The organism is Vibrio sp. 10N.222.48.A3 (assembly GCF_041475345.1).
Classification (GTDB): domain Bacteria; phylum Pseudomonadota; class Gammaproteobacteria; order Enterobacterales; family Vibrionaceae; genus Vibrio; species Vibrio tasmaniensis_A.
This window is the reverse complement of record NZ_JBFRVX010000031.1, coordinates 1-9,261: the sequence shown is the minus strand read 5'-3', so window position 1 is coordinate 9,261 and position 9,261 is coordinate 1. Positions and strand designations below refer to the sequence as shown.

The following is a 9,261-nucleotide window of genomic DNA, read 5'->3' as shown; positions in this document are numbered from 1 at the left end:
GTTTGTTGGTGTTGCTCAGATTGCTGAAGATGGCCGAGTTGCACCGAAGCGTTTGGTTGTTTTCAGAGATGAAGAGCCACAACCATAACGCTGAAACCTAGTTAGGTATTGGCGCTTAGCCTGGAAAAGCGAATCAATAATATAGAAAGCGAGCCCTTAATTTTAATGGTTCGCTTTTTTCGTTTTTCATCAGTTCGATTGTTATTGCACCAACTCGTAAACTTCCCTATAATCCTCGACTCGCGTAGCGGCTGAATCAGAGATTGGCTGCTACAAATATAAACTTACTCTTATCAGGAGAGATTTATGTCTCTGAATGCAGAAACTAAAGCAGCAATCGTTGCAGAATACGCACAATCTGAAGGCGACACAGGTTCACCAGAAGTACAAGTAGCACTACTTACTGCTTCTATCAACCACCTACAAGGTCACTTCAAAGCGCACAAACACGATCACCACAGCCGTCGTGGTCTATTACGTATGGTTTCTAGCCGTCGTAAGCTTCTTGATTACTTGAAAGGCAAAAACCTTACTCGTTACCAAGACCTAATCAAGCGTCTAGGCCTACGTCGCTAATAGCGATGTCTGCAAAGACAGTTTGAAGAAAAGGAGCATTTATGCTCCTTTTTTTGTGCCTGTTATATTTTTAATGTTAAAAATGAAGGTTCTCTGTGCGGTTAACCTGATTTTTAATCGTGAAAATGTCTCTTACCAAGAAAATAGTTTATACTCTCGCACGCGAATAATTGTTTGATTATTTCGCACCCTAATTAGCTCAACAATAACAGTCACAGATGTCGGCCAATAGGTCGCGACTATTAAAAGCAGATGTTTAGTCTGATTGAACTTCTCGTCTTTTTTTACTAGTCGCGATTAGTTATTGCTGAGCATTCATTCACTTATTCTGAAAAGAGATTTTCAGATGAAGGATATACAATGTTTGAAAAACCAGTTGTAAAGTCATTCCAGTACGGTAACCACACCGTTACTCTAGAAACGGGCGTAATGGCACGTCAAGCTACTGCTGCTGTAATGGCGACTATGGACGATACATCAGTATTCGTTTCTGTTGTTGCTAAAAAAGAAGCTGTTGCGGGTCAAGATTTCTTCCCTCTAACAGTTAACTACCAAGAGCGTACATACGCTGCGGGTAAAATCCCTGGTGGTTTCTTCAAGCGCGAAGGTCGTCCATCTGAAGGCGAAACACTAACAGCTCGTCTGATTGACCGTCCAATTCGTCCACTTTTCCCAAGTGCGTTTAAAAACGAAGTTCAAGTTATCGCTACGGTTGTTTCTATCAACCCTGACGTAAACCCAGACATGATCACTATGATCGCAACGTCTGCTGCACTTGCTATCTCTGGTGCTCCATTCAATGGTCCTATCGGTGCTGCACGTGTTGGTCACATCGACGGCGAACTTGTTCTTAACCCATCAAATACTGAGCTTGAAAACTCTAAACTAGACCTAGTTGTGTCTGGTACAGAAGGCGCAGTACTTATGGTTGAATCTGAAGCAGATAACTTATCTGAAGAAGAAATGCTTTCAGCTGTTGTTTACGGTCACGACCAACAACAAGTTGTAATCAAAGCAATCAACGAGTTTGCTGCTGAAGTTGCAACTCCATCTTGGAACTGGGAAGCGCCAGCAGTTAACACTGAGCTTAAAGCTAAAGTTGCTGAGCAACTAGCTGCTTCAGAAGCTCGCGCTGAGAGCGTTAACACTCTAGAAGGCGTTACAATCGCTTCTAAAGCTGGTGACGAAGGTAAACTATTCGGTTCTATCGGTACTCGTGACATCGCTGACGCTATTACAGCGGCAGGTGTTGCAGTAGCTAAGAGCGAAGTACGCCTACCTGAAGGCGCTCTACGTAACATCGGCGAATTCGAAGTAAGCATCCAACTTCACTCTGAAGTTTTTGCTACTGCGAAAATCGCTATCGTTGCAGCTGAGTAATTTCAGTACCAAGACGAATTCTTTCTTTTGAAAGTTTTAAACACCAGCTTCGGCTGGTGTTTTTTTATGTCTGCAATATGAGTTTTAAGCTTTTTGGAACAGCGACGATTGCAGGAATAGGAAGCACTAGAGAGGAGGGGCTTACATAGTAAAAACGAGGGTGTTCTTTATCGATACACCGTTATACCCGCTCTCAAATTTAGAATTGAAAAAGTAGATTTACAGACAGTACGGAATCTTCTTTGTTCAACCCTTCCGGTACCTTGTCGTGGTACTGTCGAGAGTGAGCAATTTTTAGTGCGATATTGTCGGTAATATCGTTGATGGCTTCTAATTCAGTATCAAATTTTAGGTTGCTGTGGCCAGACACCAACGTCACATCGGCTTTGAGCTTCAAATTTTTCAATACCTGCCATGATGTATTTACATTGCCACGGAAAATCGCTTCTTCAACGATCTCTGGGAAGATGATGTCATCGTCGTCTAATTCATCGAGATTAGGCTCTTGGTAACGAAAACCCGGCCCCACTTCGACCTCCAACACAAACTCTTCTGTATTCGAAAACTGATAACCTAGACCGCTAGAAACGGTGTAGTCCTTAAAATAAGCACTGTATCGTGAATCGACCCCTTTAAAGCTGCCATAGAGGTAGGTTTTCGGACTTAACTTGTAGTCACTCTGAGCAGAATATGTCGATTGCCTTTTATCTTCTTCGCCATCTTTGTAGAGATTGTAATATTTCCATTCGCCACTGGTTCTATGACGGCCAGCCGTGTACTCACCGTTCAGGCGTGCATTAAGCGATCGAGAATCAGAATTACCAGTATGCGACTGATATCCAAATTCGACTTCAGTATTCAGTGGGTTCGGCAGTTCTGAATCACTCGGTGCGATATCCATATCTTTTTCAAGTGTCGGTGCAACGACGATCGGCTCAGCAGCAGGTTCTGGTACCACTATCGAGTCGAGGATTGCATCAACAGAGGCTTTAGCATCATCCGCTAAGGCCGACGGAGTGCTCAGGAGACCGATGCTTAGAAGACCAGTGTTCAGAGCCAATAATTTGGACACGCATACCTCAGTTATACAGTGAATGAATGGAAGGATCGTAATGCTACCTTTGGTTAATTCCGTCAGCAATAGGTAAATTCTTGCTGAAGAATAAAACAAACTCATAGGATCGGATTACAAACGGATGTTCTTGGGTATAATGAACGATCATTATTAGTTATTGAGTGTAGTCATAGTGGATACCAAAAGTCAGAAATCAGCCAACGATCAGGTGGACGCCATCAAGGTCCCGCCACATTCATTAGAAGCTGAGCAATCTGTTATTGGCGGTTTGTTATTGGATAACGAACGCTGGGATACGGTGGCCGAAAAGGTTGTGGCCAAAGACTTTTATAGCCGTCCTCACCGTCTGATCTTTGAAGCGGTAAAGGATATCCTTGAAGAAAGCTCTCCTCTGGATCTTATTACACTCTCTGAACATTTAGAGCTGCGTGAGCAACTTGAAGAAGTGGGTGGCTTTGCTTACCTTGCTGACCTAGCGAAAAATACGCCAAGTGCGGCAAACATCAATGCCTATGCAGATATCGTGGCACAACGTGCATTGGTGCGTAGCCTGATTGGTGTGGCAAATGAAATTGCGGATTCTGGTTATGACCCTCAAGGTCGTACATCGGAAGAACTTGTTGATCTTGCTGAGAGTAAAGTTTTCGCGATTGCCGAAGGCCGAGCAAGTGAAAATGAAGGTCCACAAAACGTTGATAGCATTCTAGAGAAGACGCTAGAACGTATCGAAATCTTATATAAATCGCCACAAGATGGTGTGACTGGTGTCGATACTGGCTTTAACGACCTCAATAAGAAGACAGCAGGCCTTCAGGGTTCTGACTTAATCATTGTTGCTGCGCGTCCATCGATGGGTAAAACCACGTTTGCGATGAACCTATGTGAAAACGCAGCGATGAAGCAAGACAAGCCAGTGTTAATCTTCTCGCTAGAGATGCCAGCTGAACAGCTGATGATGCGTATGCTTGCATCACTTTCTCGCGTAGACCAAACCAAGATTCGTACCGGTCAGTTAGACGATGAAGATTGGGCTCGTATCTCGTCGAGTATGGGTATTCTGATGGATAAGAAGAATATGTATATCGATGACAGCTCGGGTCTAACGCCAACAGAAGTACGTTCTCGAGCTCGACGAATTGCTCGTGAGCATGATGGTATCTCTATGATCATGATAGATTACCTTCAATTAATGCGTGTACCTTCGTTATCTGATAACCGTACTCTAGAGATCGCCGAGATTTCTCGCTCATTGAAAGCACTAGCAAAAGAGCTCAACGTACCAGTTGTGGCACTTTCTCAGCTTAACCGTTCCCTAGAGCAACGTGCTGACAAGCGCCCAGTTAACTCGGATTTGCGTGAATCAGGTTCGATCGAGCAAGATGCCGACTTAATCATGTTTATCTATCGCGATGAGGTTTATAACCCAGATAGTTCATTGAAAGGCATCGCTGAAATCATCCTTGGTAAGCAACGTAACGGTCCGATCGGTTCGGTTCGTCTTACGTTCCAAGGTCAACACTCCCGATTTGATAACTATGCAGGTCCTGCATTTGATGATGAGTAATCACTAATGACTTACATGAAAGCAGCGACGGCGAGTATTGACTTAAACGCGCTTGAACATAACCTGAACCAGATAAAGTCGAAGGCTCCTCATTGCAAGGTAATGTCTGTTGTGAAAGCCAATGGCTACGGACATGGCTTACTGCATATTGCCAAGCATTCAAAAAGCTCTGATGCTTTTGGTGTGGCGCGTATTGAAGAAGCATTACAGCTTCGTGCTGGTGGCATTGTTAAACCTATTTTGTTGCTAGAAGGGTTTTATTCTTCGGGCGATTTGCCAATCTTAGTGACCAATAACATCCAAACAGTAGTGCATTGCGAAGAGCAATTAAGCGCGCTAGAGAATGCAGAGTTGGAAACACCTGTTGTGGTTTGGCTAAAAGTCGACAGTGGTATGCATCGCCTAGGTGCTCGTCCTGAGCAATACCAAAACTTTGTTGAGCGCTTACATCAATGTGCGAATGTCGCTAAACCTCTGCGCTACATGAGCCACTTCGGTTGTGCTGATGAACTTGATAGAGCAACCACCGTTGAACAGACCGAGCTTTTCTTATCGCTCACCGACGGTTGTGAAGGTGAGCGTTCACTTGCTGCTTCTGCGGGTCTATTAGCTTGGCCAGACAGCCACCTTGACTGGGTTCGCCCGGGAATTATCTCTTACGGTGTTTCTCCTTTTGCTGATAAATCAGCGCAAGACCTCGGCTTTTATCCTGTAATGACTTTGACCTCGCACCTGATAGCCGTTCGTGATGTTAAAGCGGGTGAAAGTGTGGGTTATGGCGGTAACTGGACCAGTGAGCGAGATACCAAGGTTGGCGTGATCGCGATAGGTTATGGTGATGGTTATCCTCGCACTGCTCCTAACGGCACTCCAGTGTTCGTTAACGGCCGAAAAGTACCGATCGCCGGACGTGTATCAATGGACATGCTAACGGTTGACCTTGGCCCTGATGCGGCAGATAAAGTCGGTGATGAAGCAACATTATGGGGTAAAGATTTACCTTCAGAAGAAGTCGCAGAACATATTGGCACTATCGCTTACGAGCTGGTCACTAAGCTGACTTCGCGTGTTGCGATGGAGTACGTGAAGTAGCTAATACGAAGTAACTAAATGTGAAGTAACTAATGCGAAGTAACTATGGATCCTATAAGTAAATGATGTTCATACGAACGACTCGACACTGGTTAATGTCTGCAATGGCATTACTTGGTGTCAGCTTGTCTTCTCCCGCTGTGAGTGAAGAAAAAGATTCAGCCTTTGTTCCTTTCTATTTTAGTACTGAAACCATGGGTAATACCTTCGGGGTTGCTGGTGTCGCAAAGGGTGTTTGGCAACCTCAAGCCGCTCTGTTTGGCATGGCGCTTTATTCAGATAAAGACAGCTACGTCGGTTTCTTATCAGCCTTTAACTTCGCACTGTCTGAGAACGTATTGTTCAGTACTCAGATGTACCAAGCTCGCTTTAACGAAAACCCGTATTACATTGGCTCTCAAGGCGATAATGATTCATCCATTGATGATAAAACCATTGCCGACGGCTTAGAAGAAAACTATCAGGTTGAGTTTAAGTATCTGCTGCCTTGGGGCAATGTTGCAGAGCATGGCTTGCTAGGAGCTTTCCAACCCATCAAAGATGTGAGCTTTGCTTCCCCATTAGAGTCAGGTGTCAGTTCGATTGTCTTTACGCCTTTCTATACGGCTCGTGAGCTAGAAGGCTTAAACAATAGCGAACAAGCGACAGGTTTTAGTTTGGCGTTTGATTGGGATAACCGTGATAGCACACGCAACCCAACCAAGGGGTCTCATACCAATCTTGAGTTTACTACCGGCGCTGAAAGTTGGTCTAACGATGACTTATGGCTGAAGTGGACATTCCAAAACAGTCAGTATTTTGCATTGGGTCCTTTGGGGAACTTGTTCGACCAACAAGTCGTGGCATTTGATGTCTATACCGCTGACACACCTACGTGGGGCAACTGTTCAGGGCAAGATTGTGCTCGTCCACCGGAAACAGAGCAAGCTCGACTCGGTGGCTTATATCGCTTAAGAGGTTATACCGGAGGCCGTTACCACGGTCGTTCTGCTATTCACTACTCTGCGGAATATCGAGTGCTTCCTGATTGGCAACCGCTGGACGATATCCCACTGATTAACTACTACGATTTGCCTTGGTGGCAGTGGGTGGCGTTTGCTGAAGTCGGGCGTGTTGCTGATGAGTACGATATCAAAACACTGCACACAGACATGAAATGGAGCCTAGGCGGCGCAGTTCGTTTCCAGGTTGAAGGCATTGTTGTACGTGCTGAATTAGCGCGAGGCGGTGATGAAGGGACCTTTAGGGTTATGATAAACCAGCCTTTCTAATTCTGGTTTTACCAACTCGACTCTCTTATATTTTTAAAGGGTGACACATAACTGTGTCACCCTTTTTTGTTTTCTACCATTATGTTCGTTAAGCGGTATTTCATTGTTGATGACGTAACGTTACTCACCTTGAATGGTCGCAATAACGGTACGACTTCCGCCACAATCTCGGTGTTCACCTAAGTAAATGCCCTGCCATGTCCCTAATGCTAGACGACCATTGGTAATTGGAATTGTCACACTGGTACCAAGTGTCGATGCTTTAATGTGAGCGGGCATATCATCATCACCTTCGTAGGTGTGCTTGTAGTAGGGTGCTCGTTCGGGAACAAACTTATTAAAGTGTGATTCCATATCAGTGCGGACAGTAGGGTCTGCGTTCTCATTTAGCGTAAGGCTAGCAGATGTATGCTGAATGAATAGATGTAATAAACCAACAGACAGTGAATGGATATCGGATATCTGTTGTTCAATTTCATCAGTGATGAGATGAAATCCACGTTTTTGTGCGTGTAGGTGTATCGTCTTCTGAATCCACATACGCCATCCTCTATAATGTATTTGGAAAAAAAGTGGTTTAACGCTATCTTTTGAACTTGAATTTATCAGGTTTCGCTCACATTTAATGAAGTGAGCGCTAGAGTCAGTACCGATTCTTCTATCAGGAAATCTAATTCTGATTTATCTCAAGGTACCGCTCTTCATATGCGGCATAATACGTCGTGAAAAAAAATTACAAAGAATCTTTCAGTGGTGATGCGATTTGGTCATCATAGAAAAATATAAACTTTCGCCTAATCGGGGGTTCTATTCATCACTTTGGTGACGTCTAGAATAAAACCTACAGTAACATCGGGATAGATACCATGTTGAAAAATATCAACCCAACGCAAACACAAGCGTGGAAAGCTCTAACTGCACATTTTGAGTCTGCTCAAGATATGGATATGAAAGAGCTATTTGCTCAAGATGCAAAGCGTTTCGAGAGCTTCTCTACTCGTTTCGGTTCAGACATCTTAGTGGATTACTCTAAGAACCTTATCGACGCTGAAACGATGCAGCACCTATTTGCTCTTGCGAACGAGACTGAAGTTAAGTCTGCAATCGAAGCAATGTTCGGCGGTGATGCAATCAACAAGACTGAAGGTCGTTCAGTTCTTCACACTGCGTTACGTAACCGTAGCGACAAGCCAGTAATGGTTGATGGCAAAGACGTAATGCCAGCAGTGAATGCAGTACTAGCAAAAATGGAACTGTTCACACACCGTATCGTTTCTGGTGAGTGGAAAGGTTACACAGGTAAAGAGATCACTGATGTAGTTAACATCGGTATCGGCGGTTCAGACCTTGGTCCATACATGGTAACTGAAGCACTTACGCCATACAAAACTCGCCTAAACATGCACTTTGTTTCTAACGTAGACGGCACTCACATCGTTGAGACACTAAAGCCTCTTAACCCAGAAACAACACTGTTCCTAGTGGCATCTAAGACATTTACCACTCAAGAAACAATGACGAACGCACACTCTGCGCGTGATTGGTTCTTGGCTGAAGCGGGCGACTCAGCACACGTTGCTAAGCACTTCGCAGCACTATCAACAAACGCGGCTTCAGTTGCTGAGTTTGGTATTGATACTGACAACATGTTCGAATTCTGGGATTGGGTAGGCGGTCGTTACTCACTATGGTCAGCGATCGGTCTTTCTATCTCACTATCTATCGGCTTCGATAACTTCGCTGAGCTACTCGATGGCGCACATGAGATGGATAACCACTTTGCTTCAACGGAATTTGAAAGCAACATTCCAGTGATCCTTGCGTTAATTGGTGTTTGGTACAACAACTTCCACGGCGCTGAGTCAGAAGCAATCCTACCTTACGATCAATACATGCACCGTTTTGCTGCTTACTTCCAGCAAGGTAACATGGAATCTAACGGTAAATTCGTTGACCGTGAAGGTAACCCAGTAGAATACCAAACAGGCCCTATCATCTGGGGTGAACCTGGTACAAACGGTCAGCACGCGTTCTACCAACTGATTCACCAAGGCACTAAGCTGATCCCATCAGACTTCATTGCTCCGGCTATCAGCCACAACCCAGCATCTGATCACCACCAGAAGCTAATGTCTAACTTCTTTGCTCAAACTGAAGCGCTAGCTTTCGGTAAGACAAAAGAGACAGTAGAAGCTGAATTCCTAGCGGCTGGCAAAACAGCTGAAGAAGTTGCTGAGCTAGTACCTTTCAAAGTATTTGAAGGTAACCGCCCAACGAACTCTATTCTTGTTAAGCAAATTAAC

Annotated in this window: 9 protein-coding genes; 7 read left to right on the top strand and 2 right to left on the bottom strand. The window is 44.5% G+C overall.

What is annotated here, in order from left to right; all coding sequences use genetic code 11:
• The 3 genes from AB4653_RS01270 to rplI form a co-directional block, all read left to right on the top strand.
• Positions 1–88, top strand: an 88-nt coding sequence (locus AB4653_RS01270; protein WP_372103129.1) for a tRNA pseudouridine(55) synthase TruB, incomplete at its 5' end; no start/stop codon positions are given.
• A gap of 218 nt (positions 89–306) precedes the next feature.
• A complete protein-coding gene (gene rpsO, locus AB4653_RS01265) occupies positions 307–576 on the top strand; it encodes a 30S ribosomal protein S15 (protein WP_004734493.1) in 270 nt (89 codons plus the stop codon).
• A 360-nt stretch (positions 577–936) separates the two neighbouring features.
• On the top strand, positions 937–1,956 hold the full coding sequence (gene rplI, locus AB4653_RS01260) for a 50S ribosomal protein L9 (RefSeq protein ID WP_372103126.1): 1,020 nt from the start codon (positions 937–939) through the stop codon (positions 1,954–1,956).
• Positions 1,957–2,155: 199 nt separating this feature from the next.
• On the opposite strand, the gene AB4653_RS01255 is transcribed toward rplI, so the two are convergent.
• Positions 2,156–3,028, bottom strand: coding sequence for a DUF481 domain-containing protein (locus tag AB4653_RS01255; protein ID WP_102258451.1), 873 nt, complete (start codon positions 3,026–3,028; stop codon positions 2,156–2,158).
• A 175-nt stretch (positions 3,029–3,203) separates the two neighbouring features.
• On the opposite strand from AB4653_RS01255, the gene AB4653_RS01250 reads away from it, so the two are divergent.
• The 3 genes from AB4653_RS01250 to AB4653_RS01240 all read left to right on the top strand — a co-directional run bounded on the left by AB4653_RS01250 (position 3,204) and on the right by AB4653_RS01240 (position 6,958).
• Positions 3,204–4,595, top strand: coding sequence for a replicative DNA helicase (locus tag AB4653_RS01250; protein ID WP_009847892.1), 1,392 nt, complete (start codon positions 3,204–3,206; stop codon positions 4,593–4,595).
• 6 nt (positions 4,596–4,601) lie between these two features.
• Positions 4,602–5,687, top strand: coding sequence for an alanine racemase (alr, locus tag AB4653_RS01245; protein ID WP_017097257.1), 1,086 nt, complete (start codon positions 4,602–4,604; stop codon positions 5,685–5,687).
• A 65-nt stretch (positions 5,688–5,752) separates the two neighbouring features.
• Complete coding sequence (locus tag AB4653_RS01240; RefSeq protein ID WP_032555310.1) at positions 5,753–6,958, top strand: BamA/TamA family outer membrane protein; 1,206 nt, start codon at positions 5,753–5,755, stop codon at positions 6,956–6,958.
• 120 nt (positions 6,959–7,078) lie between these two features.
• On the opposite strand, the gene AB4653_RS01235 is transcribed toward AB4653_RS01240, so the two are convergent.
• Entirely contained in the window at positions 7,079–7,498 is a 420-nt protein-coding gene (locus AB4653_RS01235) for a secondary thiamine-phosphate synthase enzyme YjbQ (RefSeq protein ID WP_009847895.1), read from the bottom strand.
• Between the two features lie 326 nt (positions 7,499–7,824).
• Here AB4653_RS01235 and pgi point away from each other — a divergent pair.
• Positions 7,825–9,261: glucose-6-phosphate isomerase (gene pgi, locus AB4653_RS01230; protein ID WP_372103123.1), on the top strand; the 1,437-nt coding region annotated here is incomplete at its 3' end.